Raw genomic sequence first — 21802 nt, 5'->3', positions numbered from 1 at the left:
AGGGGCTTTTTCGTTTATACAAGGTTGAATTTTACTATTATGTCATTCGCCAAAACCCTAAATGTAAAGGATTCAGTAAGGAAAAGCTTCACCTTCTTGGCGCTGTGTTCGCTGTATCCTATGGAAAGATCCCTTCCTATCGTCATTTCAAGATCTTCATGATCCTGAGGAAGCAAAAGAGCATCTCCAACAACATGGCTGAATATTATTTCTCCCCCTATCATGTTTCTTATTCTGTCGGCAAGAGGATATCCCTGTACCTTTGAATTTATTCTTCTCCAGCCCTTTTCTCCAACTATTAGAGTATATGGTTTTTGGGCAAATCCATCCTGAAGCGTCAGCATTCCCTTTGAAACGGCATCCATTATACCTTCTTCCCCGTCTTCCATGTCTATAGGAGGATTTTTGCACGCATCCTTTAGCCCTATTATGCAAGCTTCATCAAGTCCATTATATATAACATCGTCCTCGAACATGGCTATTTTCCTTGTAGCCTCTTCGAGTGATGAAAAGTCTATGTCCTTAGCTCCCCTTGCATGGTTGTCAAGCTCCCATCTGTCCAGTTCAAATTCAGCTCTCGCTTCTAGTAGAGGCATCACCCTGTATATGCCCATTTTCACGCCGTCTTTTTCCTCTTTGACATCAAGTCTTCCCTCGGCTATGGCAGTGTAGTCCCACCCCTTTGGACCGTCAACATTTACAACTTTTCTTGCCGAAAGATAGGTTTGAAGCACCTTTGCTGCCCTGGAGTCTATTTCCGCCCAAACCTCATTTATAATAGGAGCCAATTCCCTTTTTAAAATATCCATATCAATTCCTCCCTTATGATCTTTTTTAATAGTATTTTTCAAAACAGCCAATACAGCTATTTGTTTTTCATGCTTCCTATCGAAAGTCCTGTGCCACTTTTGGCTGAAGGCGAACCTGGTTCTCCGCCTTGATCTCCCTCTATTTCAGTTACAGGCGCATCCTTGAAAAGATAAGTCCTAAGCTGAGTATCAAATTCAGGCATATTTCTTCTGAGCCATTCAAGAGCCATGCAGGCATGTTCTATCTCCTCATCTCTGTTGTGGGCAAGAATGGCCTTTAGGGATTCGTCATTTGAAGCTGCAACCCTTTGGTTGTACCAGTTCACAGCCTCTATCTCCTCCTTAAGGCTTGTTAGCGCCCTCGCTATGTTCTTAGTCCTTTCATCCAAAACATCTGGAGCCTCATGGTAATCTACCGACATATAAAAACCCCCTCTTATTATTTGTTGTCTGCATAAATAATTGACATATATCCAATTTGATACCCCAGTATCAAAATCAGCAAACAAAAATGACATATTAGCCAAGAGTTGGTCTAAAATTAAATATTTAGAAAATTTCAAATCTAAAAACTTATTTTAGCGCTGAATAAAGCATTTTGGGGAGGGTAACAATTAAACGAAATGATATTATCGACTTTATTTTTTACACCTCGGGGAGGGATATTTATGAATGTCAAAGAACAGCAAGCCAAGATGTTCAGCGAAAATATAGCTGAACTGGAAAAAAGCATAGAGCAGCTTAAGTCATTTGCTGTCCAAAGCGGCTCAGACAGGCAGTACATCGAAGAAATTGCTTCAAAGGCAAAAAAGAACACTAAAATACTCTCAATGTTCAAAGAGATATAGCTTTTCATAAAAAAACAGCCTGTGTAAACGGCTGTTTTTTTATTCAGTTTCAATTATTAAGACATGGATATAAGCAGCTATACGTATTCATTAAAAAAGTTTGCTCTTTTGAAAAATAGCCTCTCCAGCGTTTTAATGGAGAGAGGGTTATTCACTTCAATACGTCCTAAAAACAGGATCTTTTGCACGCTTATCCCCGAAAATGCAAGCTGGGAAAAAGCCGAAATATCCATTTGGATATCGCACTCCTCTAACCCTATTCTTTCAACCTCAACTAGCCCCGAACTACATTTTATATCAAATCCCGAATTATTGTGCTCAAGCAGCTCGTCATATATTCCGATTTTCAGGCTCTTAAAATCAAATGCCGGTTTCATTCTTTCAATAAAACCCTCTGCATTGACTATTCTGCCCATTAAAAACAGTTTGGTCTTTATATCAACACCTTTTCTGAGGTTAGGTATAATATCACATATATAGTCGTCTTCAAACGTGTTTATCACAATATTTTCAACCTGAGTGCCGTGGGAATGTATGAAGCCGAGCATGGATTTTAACGAGTCTATATTTTCATACATCATCTCCCTTACAATAAAAATATTATCGCTTATGACATAGGCTATATACCCGTCGCAGCCGCCGGTTTCATAATTGGACATATAGATGTAGCCATCTTCAGATTCAATCTCTTTGATCAGATTTTCAAAATATGCTTCATCCCTTATAGCGTACAGATTCTTGTCTTTAATGCAGTTTGAATACACCTTGCAAAGCTGCTTCAAATGATGCTGATTTGTCCCATCGACGCTCTCAAAACATCTGCTTCTTTTGAATTTTGGCAAGCTGCCCATTTGCATGCTGTATTCACGCTGGTATGCTATGTTTTCAAACCCAAACTTCCTGTATATCCTGTTGTCAACAGGCATTAAAATGCTGGCTAGAGAGCCTTCCGAATGCATTTTCTCCAAAGCCTTTTGCAAAAGTGTCCCCATATATCCGTATCCCCTGTACTGCGGAAGCGTCAAAACCCCTACTATATAGGGAATATCGTAGCTTTGCCCCGAGATGCTTAGATTATATTTGTTCTTTTGAAGCGATGCCTTTATTATATTATCTTCCCTTAATACAAGTGTAGTGTCCGGGCTGTATCTGTTTCCAAAATAGTACTGCACATACTTTTCCGAATCGCCAAAGCAGTACTTCCAGGCCATAATTATATCATTTTTATCTTCATCCCTTGCATATTCAACAGCCATTATAATCACCCTCTTATTTTTCCAACACAGAGTATTTTTCAACGAACCTTATTGGATTGTATGAAAGCTTAGCTTTTCTAAGACCTTCTATCCCTATGTCTTCCTCTCTGTTGACATATTTTACATCAGGAAATTCATTTAAAAGGAACAGCTTGTTTATGGCATTATAAAGACCTCTAATGTCCGAATTCGCCTTTTCAACATGCACTATTGCCATGTCCTCATTTACACGGTCTCCAATCGAAAACGCCTCCAACCTTCCATCTATGAATATGCCTCCAACCTTGACATCCAATCTGCCGTAATTGCCTAAAAGCTTCTTGATGGCTATAATCTCATTTTCGAGAGTGTCATCAGCTTCACCCTTTTGCATGCTCCATTTTTTTAGAAATTCTATACACTCGTTAAAATCATTTTGGGTCAGCCTTTTGTATTCATATCTTCCTAAATAGGTCTTCTTAAAATGATTGTAGTGGTTCTTTTTCTTGCTGTATTTCCTGCCTGAAAGGGTTCTAAGCTTTTCGGCATCGTATACATAGTCGAAATAATCCCTTTCCTCTCGTATTAAAAATCTATCTGGATAATGCTCTTCCAGAAAGTCTGCAAACTCCTTTGTAGCAGCCCTGACTGAAAACTCCAGGCCTTTTCCATCAAAATAATCATATATGAATTCAAATGCACTTTTCATATTCGCCTTATCTGAAAGGGGCATAACAGTAAACGACTCGTCTTCATACTCACCAAGAAGAACTATGTAGTCATCACCCCTGTAATATTTTGTATGATAATAATGCTGCCACATGAACATAGTCGTAAAGCTGTATTCGCAGGCCTCGTGATATCCCTTTTTCAGGTACTGCGTTATTATCTCCTTATCTTCTATATCTACCGCCTTGAAAATAACTATCAACTCCTCTCTCACTATATATTTTAACACAAAAGCAAAGTACCCTCAACCGGTATAGTTTTGTTGACTATTGTATATGTGAATACACAAGGCATTTATTATAAACTCTTTAAACAGATACTCTTATGGATTTATGTATTTGAAAATAATTTGGAATAAACGCATTTGTATGGAAATTGATATGGGTATAACTAATAAAAAAATTGGTTAGCCGAGGAAAATGTTCACATGAGAAGGATAATGCTTCTCCAGCTCACCTTCTTTTTATATTAAAGACAGCATTTCCTCTTATAATATGTTATATGTCAAAGTACGAAAGGACAGTGCCTCATGAAAATCAAATTGTTTACTCATACCGATTTAGACGGTGTCGGATGTTCCATACTCCTAAAGCGATATTACGGCAAGGAAAACATCGACTGTGAGTTTTGCGAATATGACGGATTTGAACACAACATCAACAAATTTATAGACTCTGGAAGATATGCAAGCTACGAATACGTATACATTTGCGACATGTCTTTTGGAGAGGATACGGCCAAAAGAATCGATTCATTAGAAGCGCTCAAGAGGAAGCTCTGTCTTATTGACCACCATCAAACAGCTATTTATTTGGATAAATATGAATGGGCTACTGTGGAAGAATATAAAAAAGACAGTTCCAGGCACTGTGCGATGTCATTGCTTTATGAACATATTATTGGAACTGCAAAAGATGCGGTGCAAAAGATGAAGATATCGACTCCTGGAGTAAAGTCATTCATTGAAATCGTAAGGAGATATGACACCTGGGAATGGTATACAAAATACGAAGACGAAGAGCCTAAAATATGGGACGATCTGCTCTACATATACGGAAAATTTACTTTTATGGATATTGTGCTAAAAAGGCTTGAAGTATTTGGCCAGTTACTTATAACAACAAACGAGGAGTTCCTATTATCAATAGAAGAAAGGAAAAGGCAGGAATATATAGAAAGGAAAAATAGCCTGCTTAAAACAATAAAAACAAACGGCTTCAATGTGGGTGTCGTTTTTGCAGAAAGGTACATTTCAGAGCTCGGAAATGAGCTTTGTAAATTGAATCCCGATATTGACTTTGTTGCAATGATAAACATGGATGGTTACGTATCTTATCGGACCATACGAGATGACATAAACCTTGGCGAATTCTCAAAATTGTTCGGAGGCGGAGGCCATGCAAAGGCAAGCGGAAACCAGATAAAAGACGAAGTCATATTAGATTTACTCCAAAGACTTTTTCAAAACTAAAGCGATATTTTGTACTAACTGCGGACTCAAGTGTGTGTTTTGCATAGACCGGGAGATAATCCGATATGTAGGGGGCTTCCCTACTGAAAAAATCTAACACACGCAGTCCCAAAGAATCAATCGAGACGGGAGGTAGAGCGGTTATGAGAGACAATTCAAGATACAATGAGTGGTGGATCAAAGCATTCGTATTGATAGCTGTAATGCTAAATCTCGTCAATTTCACTCCGTTTGGATTTGAGTACAATAACATTATAAGGCTTCTTTTGATGATGTCTTTCATAATCTGCGTTTCCTCATACCTAGGTCTCGTCTATATATCCACACTTTCATTTGTAGGGACATTTTTAGGCTTGACTGTAATGGTTATGGACTCCATATTAGGCTGGGAAGATATGTCCGGGGTAGCATTCATGGGCAAGTGCGTAATTATCTGTTTACTAGCCGGGGTCCTGATTCAGATAGGGGAATATGTATATAAACGGCTAATAAGATAGAATGGTATTTTTTATTTTGGAAACTGTGATTTCCATTCTCCTTTTAGAATATCCATATACAAAATGTCGCTGTAGCTCCCTTTTCTGCTGTTAAAGACAGCTTGCCTTATTACGCCTATTTCTGTAAACCCAATCTCCTTGTATAGCTTTATTGCATATTCGTTTTCTACAATTGCTTTGAGTTCGACTTTGTTTAGGTTTAAAAAATTAAACATATAATCTATAAAATTTATAAGAGCATCCTTTCCGTAACCTTTTTTACGCTCATCCATATCTCCTATTTCAATTCCAAGTTCTGCGGACCTGTTTCTCTTGTCCCAATTCCTATAGGTTATATCTCCTATCGGCAGCATGTCTTGTTTTTTGCATATCATGAACATCTTCTCTTCGGGAAACATTTCGGTGCTCTGGATATATTTTTGTATTCCTATCCTGAACGCATCAAGACTCATTAAAAATCCGTATTTCAGTTCACTGTAGCCCATTACATTTACATCATTTCTCCATTTATAAAAATACTTTTCATCCCCCGCTTCAAGTTGTCTTATGATGGTCTTCTCCCCTGTAATCAATCAACCCGCCTCCCTTTTCAACTGCTTATTATATCATTATTTCCACAAAGTCTGTTTTTAAATCATTTATTATAATTTGTAGTGACTTAAGCATTGACGAAGCCATTTCAAGGTCAAATATATGAATATGTACAATAATCACCTCCAGATAAAAACATGGGGAATTGCAATGCTAATAGGCATATTAAGCCGCCGACAGTTTATCACAGCATAATAAAAACTGCTTTCGTCTGCAGCTATCAGGGTATCATATTACTAACTTCAATAGATTATAAAGGGGGTAATAGAATGCCTACTGTAGTTCACATTGACATTGCAGCAGATCAGCCTGAAAGGGCTAAGAATTTCTACGAAGAGCTTTTCGACTGGAAATTCGAAGCCATACCTGGTGAAATGGAATACTATCTTTTTGAAAGCAAAGATATTGATGGAAACGCCGGCGTTGGAGGAGGCCTTGGCAAGAGGATGGAGAGTGAGCAGCGGATGACCAATTTCATGGGAGTTGATTCCGTAGACGAATACATGCTCAAAGTTGAAAGTTTAGGAGGGAAAATAATACAGGGAAAGACATCTGTTCCCAGCTGGGGATATATGGCCGTATGCCTCGACACCGAAAACAATGTATTCGGACTTTGGCAGGAAGATAAAGATGCCAAATAAAAAATTAACCAAGGAAGAATTAAAATTCTCCTTGGTTAATTTAAAACGCATATGAAACAGCCTTACAGAAGGACCCTTGAAGGGATCCTTCTAATCACATTAAAAGCATATTTTTATATATTTCACCATCTTTCATAATCAGCTTCATGTTGTCTTTATTAGCGATTATGTCCAGATCTTCCACTGGATTCCCTTCCACAATTATAAGGTCAGCAAAAGATCCTTCCTCTATAATATATTGTGCAACAGGAACAAAACATGAACTTGGTGTATTTTCCGCGAAAGAATATAAAAGTTGTGATAGTTTTACAGGCATATAAAGCGGCAAGAGAACCTCTTGCCGCTTTATATGCCTGTTTAAATTAGAACGTGTTTGAAAAATGATCAACTAACTATTTGAGCCATAAAAGAATGGAAGCAACACAAATAAAACCTAAAAATTGCATCCGTATCATATCCCTTATCTGCCCAGACTTCGCCCCTTTTTTAGCCTATACGCTCTGGTGGCAGTAAATCTTCGATCTTTTTCCATTCTTCATCCGTTAATTCATAACGTTTTAGTGCCATAATGGTTATCATTCCTTTCATACGCTTTTATGATATTTTAGCATATGATGGGAACCATGCAAAAACTATTTTTCAAACACGTTCTAATACTTGTCGTAAATTGTTGTTTTTACGAATAGACCAAATATTGACAAAGATTAAAAAACAGAAAAATACACTCTGGATTTAAAATAAACATATAAGGCTGTAAAAAAATACTGTTCAGAATGGACAGCGGCTGCTTTGATGAAGAAATCATTAAAATTATAGAATTCTTGGTTGCAATTATTTGATTAAGGGTAAAGTGTATTCAATACTTGCGTTACAAGTAATGGACCCATCTATTCTATTTGTTAAGGGTGAAGAAGGCAGAGAATCAACTGAACTTTTCACCAAGCTTAATAAATGAGAAAAAGAAAGAATGCAATTTTCGCTCATCGAAGGCGAGGAATATCAATACTTCTTCTTTGTTACCAATACCGAACGTACTTCAGAAAAGGTGGTTATTATTAAAATTTTATAGTGTAATATGCTTGATTTGGGAGGCGTATTTATGAAAAATGAAGATTTAAGGACTCTTGCTCAATCGTTGGCAAGAGAGCATTCATTCAATATGAAAAAATACAAGCTCAGCAATATGAAAAAAATAGTAAGAGAAAGTCATTCCAAAATACTCGATGTTCACCACAGGTTAAGCAATATAGAATCCACGCAAATGCCGCTTTTCGCAGGTTCAGAATGGATTCTCGATAACATTTATAAAATAGAGGAACATATAGAACATGTTATCTTTCAGCTTAAATCACATTTAGATTCTGAAATAGGAGTTCTTAGTGAAAATTATTTAGCAGGCTTTCCAAGAATATATTCAATAGCATTTGAGCTTGTTGATGCTACAGATGCAAACATAAGCGAAGATATTGTTATAGAGTTTATAAAGTCATACCAGCTAAACAACATACTCAATATGTGCGAACTTTGGCTGGTTTCCCTTGTGTTTAAAGTAGCCCTTATTGAAAAAATAGGTGTTTTGTGTGAAGATCTAAATGAAAAACAAGATGAGTGGGAAAAAATTGAAGAAATAAAGTCCCTGTCTTCTGAAACTGTGCTTTCAAAAGTAGGGAAAGAATTGCACAACCGTCTTAAAATAAGCCCTTCATACATTGAACACCTGATAAAAACGATAAGATTAAGACCTGAAATATTTGATGTACTAGTTCCATATCTTGAGGAAAAGTTACTAGAATACGATTCAACTATCGATGACATGACCAATCTTGCTCACAATGAGCAGTCAATTTTAAGGCTCTCAATGGGTAATGCCATAACTTCACTTGGGGAAATGTCGATGTGGAACTGGGACGACATATTCGAATCTCTTTCGATAGTTGAAAAAATACTAAGAGAAGATCCAAGCAACACTTATTCTGAAATGGATTTTGAATCAAGAAACTATTACAGAAAGAAATTGCAAAGAATGAGTGCAAAAATTGGTGTGAATGAGACAAAGGTCGCGCTAAGAGCTATAGAGTGCGCAAAACTCGAAAAAGAGTCCGGAATGGACAAACTCTCCCATGTGGGCTATTACATAGTCGGAAATGGGAGTGGAACTCTGTTGGAAAAACTAGGATATAAAAAAGATTTTTGGGGAATTTCAAAGCATCCATTTTTGTTTTATACATTGCCACTTACTATATTTATTGTGCTTGCTTGTTCATTCTTTTTTGCATATGCATATGGCAGTTCAAAAAAAATTATTATTTCATTTCTTGCAGTGGGAATCACATTAATACCTACGAGTGAAATATTCATAAGAATAATAAACTGTGCATACACATTATTAACGCACCCTTCATTTTTGCCTAAGATAGAATACAGGGGGGGAGTCACAGAAAACTCCAGAACTCTAGTGGCAACACCTGTAATATTGTCAAATAAAAAAAGAGCTTCTGAGATTATAGACTCTATTGAGACGAATTATATTGCAAACAGGGAAGAAAATCTTTATTTTGCTCTTCTTGGTGAGCCGAAAGATGCAAATGAGATGACTCTTGAAGATGACAAGCAGACAATAGAATATGTAGAAAAAAGAATAAAAAGGCTCAACAAAAAATATTCAAAAGGTGAAGACATATTCTTTTACTTTCAAAGGAAAAGGATATTTAACAAAAGCCAAAGCAAATGGATGGGATGGGAAAGGAAAAGGGGCTCTATAACTGAGCTTAATAAATTTTTAATGGGGGAGCATGATACAACACATATTAATATTTCAAGAAGCTCTCGAAGTCTTGTCAAGAATATAAAATACATTATAGTACTCGATGCAGATACTGTTCTTCCTTTAGGTGCTGCAAAGAAGCTTATTGGAACCATATCGCACCCACTAAACAAGCCATTTTTCGATGAAAAGCTCGGACGTGTAGTTGAAGGGTATGGCCTGATACAGCCAAATATTGGAATAAATCTAAAAGGCGTAAATATAACTAGTTTTTCAAGTGTGTATTCAGGACATGCAGGGGTAGATCCTTATTCATGTCCTTCATCCAACGTATATCAGGATCTTTTCGGAAAAGGTACATTTGTGGGCAAGGGGATTTATGATCTTGAAGTATTCCACTCCATTCTTTCAGCGCTATTGCCGGAAAACAGGATTCTCAGCCACGACCTTTTGGAAGGCAATTTTGTGAGTACAGGACTTGCAAGTGACATAGAATTGTTTGATGACTATCCTTTGAAATATACTTCATATATAATGAGACTGCATAGGTGGATAAGAGGAGACTGGCAGATAGCAAAGTGGATAATGCCAAGTATTAGAGATGAACTCGGTAGAAAAGTAAAAAATCCCCTTTCCACAGTTTCTAAATGGAAAATTTTCGACAATCTGAGAAGAAGCCTTATTGAAGTATCACTTTTTTCCATATTGGTTTTGGGATTTACAGTTCTTCCTGGCGATTGGCGTATATGGACTTTTTTGGTGCTTGGAGAGATTTTTTTGCCTCTATTTTTAGAAATTTTAACTTGCACAGCAGAAGGCAGGCTGCGAATAAAGATAAGAAGATTTCACTGCAAAGTGACATTTGGAATAAGGGCTGAGGCTAAGCGGGCTATTTTGAAGCTTGTATTCCTTCCGTATGAAACATGCATCATGCTAAATGCGATATCAAAGACTATATATAGGCTGTTGATATCAAAAAAGAATCTACTTGAGTGGACACCAATTTCAATGGTTGAAAAAAAGCTTGAAAATGAGAATTTCAATGATTTTATATTTAAAATGAAATCATCGCCTGTATTGGCGGGCATATTTTTGAGTCTCATTTATAAAATATCACCTAAAAATGTTAAATACGCATTTTCATTTGCGGTGCTTTGGGCATTTGCGCCAATTGTTGCATATTTTATAAGCAAAAAAAGAAAACCTAAAGAGAAAATACCTCCAAAGGACATAAGACTTGTGCGAGAAATAGCAAGAAGGACATGGGCATACTATGAGGATTTTGCATGTTCTCGCGAAAACTTTCTTCCTCCCGACAACTATCAGGAGTATCCTCCAAAGGGAATTGCCCACAGGACATCGCCTACGAATATAGGGCTTTCCATTGCAGCCACAGTTTCTGCAAGAGATTTTGGATATATATCCACTGGCGAAATGGTAAGAAGAATAGAAAAGATAATGGCTGCTGTCGGAAAGCTTGAACAGTGGAGGGGGCATCTTTATAATTGGTATGATACAAGGAGCCTTTCTATTTTAAGGCCTGCATATGTATCCACTGTGGATAGCGGCAACTTTGTATCATACCTCATATGTACAAGACAGGCCCTTGAAGAGTATATTGAAAAGCCTCTTGTTGAAAATGTATTCGTGGATGGAGTAGTTGATACTCTCGAATGCATGGAAAAAGATGCCACAGGCATATTAAATAATCTCAAAAAGCCAGAAGATGAATACATTACAGTGGTCGAGTGGAAAGCTTTTCTTGAAAGGCTGGATTTTAAAGAGTTTGAGGATTCTTCTTGGGGAAAAAGGCTTATTATGATGAATCAATTGCACAAAAGGGAGCTGAAAGAATTCTTCAGTCCATTTGAAACAATTGGAAAACTAAGGGGAAAAGAGGTTGGTTCAATATGTGAAATTCTTGGAAAAGCCAAATGCAGTATGTCGCTTATTGGGCTTCACGACTTTTACACAACGCTCATATTTGTGATTTTAAAGCTTAGAAGCAATACTCATGATGAAGATGTTCTAGGGCTTCTTTCAGAACTTGAGTACGAGGTCAAATCAGCAAAGGTAAGGATTGACGAAATGGTAAGGAAAATAAAAAAACTCTGCGCAATAATTGACAATCAAATAAAATCCTCTGACTTTTCACAGCTTTATGACTCGAAAAAAGAACTCTTTTCAATAGGTTACGATGTTGACAACAATACACTTACGAAGTCTTATTATGATCTTCTTGCTTCAGAGGCGAGGCAGACAAGCTATATCGCCATAGCACTTGGATATATAAGCCCTAAAAATTGGCTAAAGTTAAGCCGCTCAACTGCTTTTATAGGGAGATATACTTCCCTTCTCTCCTGGGGAGGAACAATGTTTGAGTACCTTATGCCTACGCTTGCAATGAGAAAGTTTGACAATACAGTTCTCGATGAAACTTACAAATCTATTCTAAACTCACAGATAGATTATGCTAAAAAAAACAAAATCCCTTGGGGAATGTCGGAATCAGCCTATTATATGTTTGATCCCGAGCTTAACTACCAATACAAGGCTTTCGGTATTCCTGAGCTGGCATTAAAAAGAGGGCTTGGGGCAGATAAGGTTGTATCCCCATATTCAACTCTTCTTGCGCTTTCTGTAAGCCCTAAGAAATCGCTGGAGAATTTAAGATATCTTTTAAATGAAGGAGCTCTTGGTGAATATGGGCTTTTTGAGGCAATTGACTATACAATCTCGAGAATTCCACATGACACAAGCAAGGCTGTAATAAAGACATATATGGTACATCACCAGGGCATGGGAATTTTGGCGATAGATAATTTTATAAACGACATGGTAATGCAAAAAAGATTTCACAGCCATTTTGCTGTTAAATCGGCAGAAATACTCCTTCAAGAAAAAATACCGGCTAAATCTTTAGTAAGAAAGAGAAAGATGCCCCCAGAGCCGATGAGAGCAGAAAAGAGGGAAAATTTTGAGTTTACAAAAGTCCAAAGAAACTTTTCGAAATTTCCGCCGTGCGTACACATTCTTTCAAATGGGAAATATTCAGTGCTTTTAAATGAACGCGGGCAAGGCTACAGTAAATTTTCAAATTTGATGCTTACAAGATGGAAAGAGGGGTTTGAATCAAACCAATGCGGAATGCACATATTTATACGCAACATCAAAAGCTCAAAAATTTGGAGCGTATCATATGGACTTCTATCAGAAAACCATGGTAACTATGAATCCAGATTTTCCCTAGAAAAGGCAGAATTCATAAGGAATGAAGACTCCTTGACAACTCATTTGGAAGTTACAGTATCACCTACTGAAAACATAGAGGTAAGAAGGCTTTCAATAAGCAACGAAGATGATGAAAGTCTATTTTTAGAACTTACTAGCTACATGGAAACTGTTCTTGGACCTCACAGTGAGGATACTTCGCATCCTGCATTTGGAAAGCTATTTGTAGAAACTGAATTTGAGCATGATTGTGAAGTGATTTTAGCGTCAAGAAGACCTAAAAGTTCAAAAGACGAAAGAATATGGGCATTTCACACTGCGGCATGCGGCGCTTCAGTTATAGGAGCAACTCAGTATGAGACAAGCAGGCCTGACTTTATTGGAAGAGGCAAAAGCTTTGAAAACGCTTGTGCGCATAAGCAGCTTCTTACGGGCACTACAGGTGGAGTACTTGATCCCATAATGAGCCTTAGAAAGACAATAATGATTCCCGCAAGACAAAAAGTGCAAATCACTTATATTCTTGGAGTTTCACAGACCCGCGAAGGATGCATAGAGTCTGCAAAGAATTTTAAAAGTGAGCAAACCATATCTCAGACATTTCAGCTTTCGGCCACGAAAAATCAGTTCCAAGCAAGATTTTTGGGTGTTTCAGAACATGACATTAATATTTTTCACAAGATGCTGCCTCATATAATCTATCACAGTCCTCAAAAGCGCAACTTTTCTCACATTACAGTTCTAAACTCAAAGGGACAGGATTCGCTCTGGGGATACTCAGTATCAGGAGATTATCCTATAGTGCTTGTACGCATAAAGGACATAGCAGATATTGAAAATGCAAAGCTCATGCTCAGAGGTCGTGAATGTTGGAGAATGAAAGGACTTAGAATTGACATCATTTTTCTTGACGAAAGTGAAATCAGCTATTTAGGTGAGCTTGGCAAAGCTATATCAGATGCAGTATCTTTAGGGGTTCAAATACATGAGGGAATATACATCATAAATTCAAATTCACTGCCCCCTGAAGATAAAGTGCTTTTTTACAGTGTTGCCAGCATAGTTATAGACTGCGGCACGTCCATTGAAAAACAGCTTGTACGAAAAAGTGAACCTACACCTGTATCTCCATATGTAAGCTTTGAAAAATGCAGCTTTGAAAAGACATACAAGGAGCTTGACATTGAAAATCTGGAATTTTTCAATGGGTATGGAGGTTTTACGCCCGATGGAGATGAATATGTAATTATGCTCAAAAGCAAGGCTTTAACTCCAGCGCCGTGGATAAATGTTATAGCAAATGAAAAATTTGGCTTTACAGTTTCTGAAAGCGGAGGAGGCTGCACGTGGGCAAGAAACAGCAAGGAATTTAGGATTACGCCCTGGAGCAATGATCCCATAACTGACATGCCTGGGGAAGTCATATATATAAGGGATGAAGACTGCGGAAAAGTTTGGTGCATAACGCGCTCGCCTGTCCCTGATGATTGCGAACACATCATAAGACATGGGCAAGGCTACAGCATATTCGAAAAGGCATCAGAAGGTATAGATGCAAGCCTTACTCTATTTGTTCCCTTGGACGAGCCTGTAAAAATAAGCCTTTTAAAGCTTAAAAACATATCAGGAAAGAGGAGAAGACTCTCGATTTTATACTATGTAAACCCTGTGCTTTCAGATAACACTGAAAATTCACATAAGCACATAATAAGTATGATGGACAAAGACATTTTAAAAGTCAAAAATCCCAACAACTATCTATATCCTTCGGAGACCGCATTTATAACTTCAAGCGCAAAGATTGTTTCTTATACAGCTGATGTTTCTGAGTTTGTGGGGCGTTTCAATGACCTTTCAAACTGCAACGCATTTAAGCTTAAAAAGCTTTCCGGAAATACCGGCAGTGAACTCGATCCTTGTTGTGCGATTCAATTAAGTGTCGAACTTGAAGAAAATGAGGAATCCGAAATGGCTATTTTGCTTGGAAGCTCAAAAGACGAAGACATAATATCAAAACTTTCGCTGAAATATAATGAAGTCGAAAATGCACATTCAGAGCTTGAACGAGCAAAGAATCATTGGAAAAAACTTCTAAATAAAATTCAAGTCAGAACCCCCGACAGATCTATGGATATAATGCTTAATGGCTGGATTGCGTACCAGACAATAGCATGCAGACTATTTGCACGAACAGCATTTTATCAGTCATCTGGAGCATATGGTTTTAGAGATCAACTTCAAGACGCTGCAAATATTTCAATGCTATCTCCTTTCATTGCAAGAAAACAGATACTTCTTCACTGCAGGCACCAATTTAAGGAAGGAGACGCTTTGCATTGGTGGCACAAGGGAGACAATGCACGGGGAATAAGAAGCAGGATTGCAGATGATCATTTATGGCTTGTATTTTCAGTCTGCAAGTATATAGAAACAAGCGGAGACCACGCCGTATTGCATGAAACCGTAGGATATGTAGAAGGGGACGACATTACTGAAGGCGAGACTGAAAATTTTTTTTCACCCGAATACTCGCTTGAGAAGTCAACGGTATATGAGCACTGTAAAAGAGCTATTGAAAAATCTCTTGAATTTGGTAAACACGGAATTCCTCTTATGGGATCAGGAGATTGGAACGACGGAATGAACGAAGTTGGAGTAGGAGGGAAAGGCGAAAGCGTGTGGCTGGGATGGTTTATGTGTCATGTGCTAAAGGAGTTTTCTGATGTGGCTGAAAGTCTTGGGGACAGTGAATATGCAGAGAAATGCAGCGATACAGCCCTTGACATTTCAAATGCAATAGAAAAAACATCATGGGATGGAGAGTGGTATAAAAGAGCCTATTTTGACGATGGAACCCCACTTGGCTCTGTCGAAAATTCAGAGTGTTCAATAGATTCAATAGCACAATCCTGGGCGGTAATAAGCAGAATGTGTGATGTTGAGAGGGCAAAAATAGCTCTCAAATCACTCGATGAACATCTCATAGATTGGGTAAATGGTCTGGCTTTAATTTTCCAACCTCCTTTCGACAAAGGGGAACTTAGCCCTGGATATATAAAAGGATATGTGCCTGGAGTTCGTGAAAACGGAGGCCAATATACCCATGCTGCTTGCTGGGTGATGCATGCCTTTTCTATAATGGGTGAGGCAGACAAAGCTTACGAGCTTTTCAGGATGCTAAATCCTATAAACCATTCGAATACATTGTTTGAATGTAATAAATATAAGATAGAGCCATATGTAGTTGCAGCAGATGTATATTCAAACATTCTCCACCGTGGAAGAGGAGGGTGGAGCTGGTATACAGGATCAGCCGGATGGCTTTATAATGTCGCTATTGAAGAGATTATTGGATTGAAACAAAGGGGGAAAAAATTAATAGTAGACCCGTGCATCCCGGGAGAATGGAGAAAATACACCATAAAATACATCTACAAGAGTACATTATACGAAATAAACGTGGAAACACCTTATGGCAATAGTCAAGGAAATATAGTCCTAACTCTTGACGACAAGCCTTTGTCATCAAACATAATAGAGCTTGAGGATGATGGAGAAAAACATATAGTAACAGCTTTTCTAAATTAGAATATATGTTTGTTTTGTTGATTTTGTAATTTCACACAATGCAAAAATCCACGCTAATGAAAGAGGCGTGGATTTTTGCATATAAATTTTAAGTATAACTATAGAGTCTGTCAAGAAATTGGTGTATTTTTTCCGAAAAAATATAAAAACTTTGATAGTTATGCAGGCATATAGAGCAATCAAGGTCCTTACCCCCATCTAAGTCTTACATTTTTCTTATAAATTCTATCTTTCAGCTTATCCAATCCTAAATAAACTGAGAATTGCTGTCTTAATCCCTGATTTTTATTTTGCACGTGCTTTGTAATGACTTTAAAATAAGAAAAACCATCCCAGCACCCAATATGTGATTATGTGTAATGGACTTGACGGAGGTTGTCCTTCAAAGGCCTTCAAGAAAGCCACAGATAAAGCTCCTCATGTAAACCACGCCGCCAAAAGTAAAAATGTATATCCTACAGCTTCAAGTCGCCTGCTATCGTACTTCCCTTTTTCATATTCATGCGTTCATCTGCCCACATCCATAATGTTCCAAAACAAAACAACAAAATCAAAGTTCCTCCGATACCAAAATATCGAGGATTATGCTTAAGGCTTTGTGTACTCGAAACAATAATCACCGCAACAACCATTCCAATCCCATATTTCCAAATAGTCGATACTTTCGCGCCAGCTCTTAGCAGCAATCCAAACCCAGCCACTAAAGATCCCATAAACATGAAAAATCCATACCCAAGCATCATAAGCCCAGGTGGATCTACTGCCCAAATTGTCTTATTAATCTCCTCCCATGATAAAAAGCGAAAATACGAAGTTGCATTAATCGCCCCAAGAGTGCCCCATAGAAGCGCCCATATAAAACCTATCCAAAACAGTATAAGTCCGACTCTTTGTCTGTCCATTTTTATACCTCCTCACCATTAGACACTAGAAGTTGACGGGATTCCAGTAAAGCAAACTCGGCATGTTTAATGAGTTTTATTTATCGGATTAGACACTGAATAAGAGTACCTATGCATATTACCTTTTTCACTAAAATCCAAGCCTATTCATTATATACCCGAATTCCCTATATAAAGAATGTGAAATTTGTTTCGCCGATTTTTCATAGACTGTCGGCTAATCTACAGGCCTATAAATTCCTTATGACATTCACTAAATACGGTTAATACGAAGACTGGTTCTGCTGAAACCGATATATGAATATATTGTAGTAATCAATTATGTTAATATGGATATTTTTATTATTAGAAGATCAAATTTGCAAGCAACGCTATTTTGAGCTTTTTAAAAGTCCTTGCAAAATCTCTAAAGAAACAGGTATGAAAATCCAGTGTATAAAACCAAGCTTTTTCAATTACTATGTTTGTTTTTGTAAAGGAGGGATTGATGACATAGGCTGGGCTTTGATTTTAATCTGGGGATGGGTGGTATTGCTACTCGGAAATACAGATTTCACTAAAAACTTTAGTCGATTGGACGTCTGGTCTGTTTTCTTTAGCGGTGCCGGAGTCATTGTACTTTTAGAGGGCGTTATTCGCCTGAGTATACCAAAATACAGAGAGGCTGCTGGAGGAACATTTATATGGGGATTTATTCTGCTTGGCATAGGCTTGGGTTTTGATTGGATTTGGCCATTTGTGCTGATTGCAATAGGAATCACTATATTAATAAACACTTTAAGCCGACGACCGTAAAACTTGTAAATTCAGATAGCTTATCACAATATAAAAACTGATTTTGCCTCTATTTTATAAATATAAGGGTATTATATCATTGATATTGATTTCAATAGATTATAAAGGGGGTAATAGAATGCCTACTGTAGTTCAACATTGACATTGCAGCAGATCAGCCTGAAAGGGCTAAGAATTTCTACGAAGAGCTTTTCGACTGGAAATTCGAAGCCATACCTGGTGAAATGGAATACTATCTTTTTGAAAGCAAAGATATTGATGGAAACACCGGCGTTGGAGGAGGCCTTGGCAAGAGGATGGAGAGTGAGCAGCGGATGACCAATTTCATGGGAGTTGATTCCGTAGACGAATACATGCTCAAAGTTGAAAGTTTAGGAGGGAAAATAATACAGGGAAAGACATCTGTTCCCAGCTGGGGATATATGGCCGTATGCCTCGACACCGAAAACAATGTATTCGGACTTTGGCAGGAAGATAAAGATGCCAAATAAAAAATTAACCAAGGAAGAATTAAAATTCTCCTTGGTCATTTTATTCTGTAGATATTATTCTTCTTTTTTAAGCATACCCCTAATCGATATGTATTCCCCGTTTTCCGAATCATAAATCTGTCCGTTTGTAAGAAAATCACTGGTCAGCGCCTGGAGCAGGGCATTAAAACTCAGATTTGCCTCCTTGGCAATTTTTGTGAGCTTTTCAAATTTCGATTCCGTGTCGTGGTATGCCTTAGTTATTTTCTTCTCTTTTTTAGGCGCTATTGTAATTGTAGGTATATATCTATTTTCATCACTCATATGTATTCCTCCTTGTAATGTATAATCTCCATATATACCATTAATAATACTATACATAAATATCATATGTAAACGACAAAAAACATTAAATTATTTACAATAATATTAATGTTTTTTGTGTGGAGTTATATTTCAATACACATTCATGTTCTAGAGCTTTTCTAAATGGCGTCAAAAACAGACATAATTAACAAGGGAAAACTATCTATAATTATGGAGAAACAGATTTGAATGGGTTTTCAGGGCAGTTTTATTCGGCCTAAATGCGTTTTAAAGAGGGGTTTTAACCTCTGATTTCAAGGCATCTGAGAAGGCGGCTGTAAAGAACGGCCAAAAACACTGTTTCTCCATAATTTAATATTATGGAGAATTCAAACATTGAAAATACAGTTGACATTACACCTGATTTATAGGTTAATAGTATATATGGATAATCACATGGTTAAACATCAAATCACTTGTGAAGGGCGGGGATATCTTGGAACATTTAGATATAAAAGATCTACTCAGTAAATATTACGGACACCTCGAAAGAAGCAAGAGGTCCAAAAACACATTATACAATTACAGCCTTACACTCGGTAAAATGTATGATTCATTGAACGAGTCCACAGACCTCAAAAGGATAAGCGAAAAGGACTTCAGGAGATGCATATACGACTATGCCGATGGTCTCAGCAGTACATATGCAAACAACACCATAAACACCAAGCTAAATATAATAAAGAGCTTTATATCATATTTGTACAAAAGGGAGTATATACCTGACAACTTCGGTGTGAAACTCACAAGAGCAAAGGGAGGCAGCAACAAAAAAGACATTTTGGCTCCGGACGAATTCGAAGAGGTAATACGTGTGCTTACCAGCGCCATCAGGGAAGGTAGCGGCTATGACGTATATTTTGCAACGCGCAACTGGTTTATGTTCCAGATAATGATAAGACTTGGACTTAGAAAAAGCGAAGTGGTCGGTCTGAAATGGGTTGACTTTGACATGATCGGAATGAGCGTGTCGGTTATAGGAAAAGGGGACAAGCTCAGATATGTCCCTATCAACAGGGATCTCAAGGAAATACTAAGTGACTATAAATTCACTTTGGAAAAAATAGAGGTTGCCGGATACAATGTCTTTTCGGATTACATATTCAGATCGGAGCATGTAAATAAGGAGACCGGCAAAAAAGACAGGCCCATGAGCCCTAAAAACATCGACAAGATATTCAAAAAAATCCTCGCCAAAACGAGTATCACAAAAGACATAACACCTCACAGTTTAAGGCATACATTTTCAAGTTACTGCATCAACAGCGGCATGAGCATACCTGTCCTTTCGAATATTCTAGGTCATGCAAATGTAGCCACGACACTCAACATATATACACATGAAATCTCACAGGCCGAAAGACAAAGACAGATGGAAAAAGTTAGGTTTTAAATCCAGTTCATATTTACAGGGACATTAAAAAAACCAGCCTTTTATTTTGATTTTAAGGCTGGTTTTTTACATTGTAATACATTAGCATTCGGACGTTCGAAAATCAAAATCAATGGGATTTCACGGACTTGAACTGGGGTTTTGAAAAAACAAATACATATCTTTATAAAAAACCAGCTTTTATTTACCGTATTGAAATTATGTAAACCTTATGCGGTGATATCCTTATTTATATCTCAAATTTAAAATAGGGATATCACCGTAATCCGTACAAAAAATCAACAATATCCTCATTTTTATCATACACCTAAAATTTTCGTCATCATATAACTTCCATTGCCATACCATAAACATATTTACACTTTCATCATGACGCCCTTGACCAGATTAATACTGATTTCAATCTAAAATGTCAGAATCTTCAATTTTTATGCAGCGAACAAACGCTCATTATCCAATTAATTCGCAGATAGCCTGTGATCTAAATACTAACCATACAAAAGCTGCATGTCTATATTATGGAAAATTAATCTTTCTGCATTTTCAAATCATATGCACTACAAGGCCTAAGCCCCCTTACAAACAACGCTATCATTTCCTCAGTGTATTTTACCAAATCATAAGAACCTTCACGTCTTGCCCAGTCAAAACAGTAGCCCCTTACCATGACAAGAATCATATCAACTAGCTGCTCTGCCGCATATTCAGTGATGATTTGCCCCTTTTCTTGTCCCCTACTTATGATTGCATTTAATTCTCTGTAAAGAATACGACCTCGTTCTTCATGGTGACCGCCTTTGCTGTAAACAGGAAACATCGAGTTGATAAGCTTACTTTTGGCCACGCCAGTTTGCATTACGAACTCCGAAAAACCGCTGCAAAATCTAATTACATTTACCAGCTCGTCTTCGTCACTTAATCTCTCCAAAACATTTTCTTCGAAATAGTCGTCTATCAAAGAGAACAGTTCTATTATCAAGTCAGTTTTATTTTCAAAATAGTGATAAAATGTTCCAGAAGAAATATTGGCAGCGTCGCAGATCATACGTACTGTCAAACTTTCAAAACCTACTTCATTCATCAAGTTAGTTGCTTTTTCTATTGTCATAAACGATGATAAACTACAGATAATCTCCGATTGAAAATTACCGATAAAAAACGGTATACTCACTTTAAGAATGAGTCTGAAGGAGTGAGGTCCCGTGATAAAAATGGAGGAAATTTTCATGATAAGAGATATGAAAAATCAAGGTTTGTACATTAAAGATATTGCTCAAATAATGGGCAAGAGTTCTAAAACCATAAGCACATGGCTCAATCAAAACAAGGCTCCTGAATATAAGCGGACAAAAAAGAAACCGTCTAAGTTAGACTCGTATAAAAACTATATCATGCAAAGGATGAACGAAGGATGTTTCAACGCAGTTGTCATATATGAAGAAATACAGAGCCAAGGATACACGGGTAAAATA

Annotated in this window: 17 protein-coding genes and 2 pseudogenes; 10 read left to right on the top strand and 9 right to left on the bottom strand. The window is 37.4% G+C overall.

Annotation, left to right across the window (positions count from 1 at the left end; genetic code table 11):
• Positions 1-14: 14 nt before the first annotated feature.
• Positions 15-809: a family 1 encapsulin nanocompartment shell protein gene (locus BUQ87_RS01805; protein WP_038265412.1), complete on the bottom strand. Its 795-nt coding sequence runs from the start codon at positions 807-809 to the stop codon at positions 15-17.
• Positions 810-865: 56 nt separating this feature from the next.
• A complete protein-coding gene (locus tag BUQ87_RS01800) occupies positions 866-1231 on the bottom strand; it encodes an encapsulin-associated ferritin-like protein (RefSeq protein ID WP_038265415.1) in 366 nt (121 codons plus the stop codon).
• 246 nt (positions 1232-1477) lie between these two features.
• Here BUQ87_RS01800 and BUQ87_RS01795 point away from each other — a divergent pair, with 246 nt between their 5' ends.
• Positions 1478-1657: a hypothetical protein gene (locus BUQ87_RS01795; protein WP_038265418.1), complete on the top strand. Its 180-nt coding sequence runs from the start codon at positions 1478-1480 to the stop codon at positions 1655-1657.
• A gap of 77 nt (positions 1658-1734) precedes the next feature.
• Here BUQ87_RS01795 and BUQ87_RS01790 read toward each other — a convergent pair whose 3' ends face one another.
• Entirely contained in the window at positions 1735-2913 is a 1179-nt protein-coding gene (locus BUQ87_RS01790) for a GNAT family N-acetyltransferase (protein WP_038265421.1), read from the bottom strand.
• Between the two features lie 13 nt (positions 2914-2926).
• Positions 2927-3835, bottom strand: coding sequence for a DUF2156 domain-containing protein (locus BUQ87_RS01785; RefSeq protein WP_077216576.1), 909 nt, complete (start codon positions 3833-3835; stop codon positions 2927-2929).
• 315 nt (positions 3836-4150) lie between these two features.
• Here BUQ87_RS01785 and BUQ87_RS01780 point away from each other — a divergent pair, with 315 nt between their 5' ends.
• The gene (locus tag BUQ87_RS01780; RefSeq protein ID WP_038265423.1) at positions 4151-5092 is read left to right on the top strand and encodes a DHH family phosphoesterase; all 942 of its coding nucleotides are present in this window, start codon (positions 4151-4153) and stop codon (positions 5090-5092) included.
• Between the two features lie 143 nt (positions 5093-5235).
• Entirely contained in the window at positions 5236-5589 is a 354-nt protein-coding gene (locus BUQ87_RS01775; RefSeq protein ID WP_038265426.1) for a hypothetical protein, read from the top strand.
• A gap of 11 nt (positions 5590-5600) precedes the next feature.
• Here BUQ87_RS01775 and BUQ87_RS01770 read toward each other — a convergent pair whose 3' ends face one another.
• Complete coding sequence (locus BUQ87_RS01770; protein ID WP_038265429.1) at positions 5601-6161, bottom strand: GNAT family N-acetyltransferase; 561 nt, start codon at positions 6159-6161, stop codon at positions 5601-5603.
• Positions 6162-6449: 288 nt separating this feature from the next.
• Between BUQ87_RS01770 and BUQ87_RS01765 the strand changes: the two genes are divergently transcribed.
• Positions 6450-6821 carry a VOC family protein gene (locus BUQ87_RS01765; protein WP_038265431.1) on the top strand — a complete coding sequence of 124 codons (372 nt, stop codon included), beginning with the start codon at positions 6450-6452 and terminating at the stop codon, positions 6819-6821.
• A 94-nt stretch (positions 6822-6915) separates the two neighbouring features.
• Here BUQ87_RS01765 and BUQ87_RS01760 read toward each other — a convergent pair whose 3' ends face one another.
• Positions 6916-7137, bottom strand: a complete 222-nt coding sequence (locus BUQ87_RS01760) for a hypothetical protein (RefSeq protein WP_159434252.1) — start codon at positions 7135-7137, stop codon at positions 6916-6918.
• A gap of 442 nt (positions 7138-7579) precedes the next feature.
• On the opposite strand from BUQ87_RS01760, the pseudogene BUQ87_RS15510 reads away from it, so the two are divergent.
• Both BUQ87_RS15510 and BUQ87_RS01755 read left to right on the top strand, forming a co-directional pair.
• Positions 7580-7875 (top strand): annotated as a pseudogene (locus BUQ87_RS15510) (IS1380 family transposase); the annotation flags it as partial.
• Between the two features lie 45 nt (positions 7876-7920).
• On the top strand, positions 7921-16404 hold the full coding sequence (locus BUQ87_RS01755) for a glycoside hydrolase family 94 protein (protein WP_052636142.1): 8484 nt from the start codon (positions 7921-7923) through the stop codon (positions 16402-16404).
• A gap of 455 nt (positions 16405-16859) precedes the next feature.
• On the opposite strand, the gene BUQ87_RS01745 is transcribed toward BUQ87_RS01755, so the two are convergent.
• Positions 16860-17306, bottom strand: coding sequence for a hypothetical protein (locus tag BUQ87_RS01745; protein ID WP_038265439.1), 447 nt, complete (start codon positions 17304-17306; stop codon positions 16860-16862).
• A 321-nt stretch (positions 17307-17627) separates the two neighbouring features.
• Here BUQ87_RS01745 and BUQ87_RS01740 point away from each other — a divergent pair, with 321 nt between their 5' ends.
• On the top strand, positions 17628-18101 hold the full coding sequence (locus BUQ87_RS01740; protein ID WP_038265442.1) for a hypothetical protein: 474 nt from the start codon (positions 17628-17630) through the stop codon (positions 18099-18101).
• Between the two features lie 137 nt (positions 18102-18238).
• A complete protein-coding gene (locus tag BUQ87_RS01735) occupies positions 18239-18592 on the top strand; it encodes a VOC family protein (RefSeq protein WP_074210015.1) in 354 nt (117 codons plus the stop codon).
• A gap of 54 nt (positions 18593-18646) precedes the next feature.
• On the opposite strand, the gene BUQ87_RS01730 is transcribed toward BUQ87_RS01735, so the two are convergent.
• Complete coding sequence (locus BUQ87_RS01730; protein WP_038265445.1) at positions 18647-18895, bottom strand: hypothetical protein; 249 nt, start codon at positions 18893-18895, stop codon at positions 18647-18649.
• 478 nt (positions 18896-19373) lie between these two features.
• On the opposite strand from BUQ87_RS01730, the gene BUQ87_RS01725 reads away from it, so the two are divergent.
• The gene (locus BUQ87_RS01725; RefSeq protein WP_038265447.1) at positions 19374-20330 is read left to right on the top strand and encodes a tyrosine-type recombinase/integrase; all 957 of its coding nucleotides are present in this window, start codon (positions 19374-19376) and stop codon (positions 20328-20330) included.
• Positions 20331-20856: 526 nt separating this feature from the next.
• Here BUQ87_RS01725 and BUQ87_RS01720 read toward each other — a convergent pair.
• A complete protein-coding gene (locus BUQ87_RS01720) occupies positions 20857-21438 on the bottom strand; it encodes a TetR/AcrR family transcriptional regulator (protein ID WP_038265448.1) in 582 nt (193 codons plus the stop codon).
• Between the two features lie 118 nt (positions 21439-21556).
• On the opposite strand from BUQ87_RS01720, the pseudogene BUQ87_RS01715 reads away from it, so the two are divergent.
• Positions 21557-21802, top strand: a pseudogene (locus BUQ87_RS01715) (IS21 family transposase); the annotation flags it as partial.

Origin of the sequence: Peptoclostridium litorale DSM 5388 (genome assembly GCF_900141635.1) — a bacterium.
Classification (GTDB): Bacteria; Bacillota; Clostridia; order Peptostreptococcales; family Peptostreptococcaceae; genus Peptoclostridium; species Peptoclostridium litorale.
The sequence above is the reverse complement of the archived record's forward strand: the minus strand, read 5'-3'. Positions and strand labels throughout refer to the sequence as shown.